Annotated in this window: 1 protein-coding gene; it reads right to left on the bottom strand. The window is 65.7% G+C overall.

The window, feature by feature from the left end; all coding sequences use genetic code 11:
- Positions 1-23: 23 nt before the first annotated feature.
- Positions 24-893, bottom strand: coding sequence for an IS5 family transposase (locus ACIQ7Q_RS34955; RefSeq protein ID WP_403871516.1), 870 nt, complete (start codon positions 891-893; stop codon positions 24-26).
- Positions 894-1,127 lie beyond the last annotated feature (234 nt).

Raw genomic sequence — 1,127 nt, 5'->3', positions numbered from 1 at the left:
AGAGGTCGTTTTCGTCCGATGTTTCATCCCGGAATGGGCTGTTTAGCGGTCTTCTTCGGGTCGCGCCAGGAGATGGTGGTCTCGCCGGTGAGGCGGCGGGCCATGAGGTCGGTCATGGCTATGTGGATGACGGCTTCGGAGCGTTCGGGGAGGGTTTCGTAGTCGCGGGCCAGGCGGCGGTGGAGCATGAGCCAGCCGTAGGTCCGCTCGACTGCCCACCGTTTGGGGATCGGGGTGAATCCCCTGATCCCGGGCTTGCGGGCGGTGACTTCCATGTCGATGCCGAGGGTGGCAGCGTGCTCGATGAGGTGCTGGCGGTAGCCGCCGTCGACCCACACTTTGCGGATGCCTGGACGTTCTGCGGCGACCTGGTCGAGCAGCGTGGTGCCGGCGGTGGAGTCCTGCACGCTGGCTGCGGTGACCAGTACGGCGAGGAGGAGTCCGAGCGTGTCGGTGACGATGCTCCGCTTCCTGCCGGCGATCTTCTTGCCGGCGTCGATGCCCTGGCCGGCAGCGGGGACGCTGGTGGAGGTCTTGACGCTCTGGGCGTCGATCACGCAGGCGGAAGGCTCGGCATCCCGGCCTTCCTTCTCCCGTAGCAGTTGCCTGAGCAGTCCGTTGAGCTGGGCGAACACGCCCTCGTCCGCCCATTTGGCGAAGTAGCCGTAGACCGTGTTCCAGTGCGGGAAGTCGTGCGGGAGGTAGCGCCACTGGACGCCGGTCCGGTCGACATACAAGATCGCGTCCATGATGTCGCGCAGGTCGTGCTCGGGTGGCCGGCCGAAGTCCAGGGCCCTGCCACGGCGCTCGAAACGCCAGGCGGCAAGGACCGGCTCGATCAACTCCCAGCGGGCATCGGACAGATCACTCGGATACGGACGTCGCTTCGGCATGCTTCCGGCGTACCGTCGCGGACCGAGTGCGCCCAGGCGCACAGCGACACCAACGGAAGCACGCGTCCGCGAAGGCCGCGTCCTGGGATGAGACAGGCACAAGTCACTTCCCGCCTCACCTGTCACCTCATCTGACCAGCAAGAATCAACGCGCATCTCCAGCAGCACGAGCACCACAACCCGGCGGTCTGAAAATCGCTGGATACACGGGCAGTCCAGGCGAAAACGACCTCT

The organism is Streptomyces sp. NPDC096176 (genome assembly GCF_044763255.1).
Classification (GTDB): domain Bacteria; phylum Actinomycetota; class Actinomycetes; order Streptomycetales; family Streptomycetaceae; genus Streptomyces.
The sequence above is the reverse complement of the archived record's forward strand: the minus strand, read 5'-3'. Positions and strand labels throughout refer to the sequence as shown.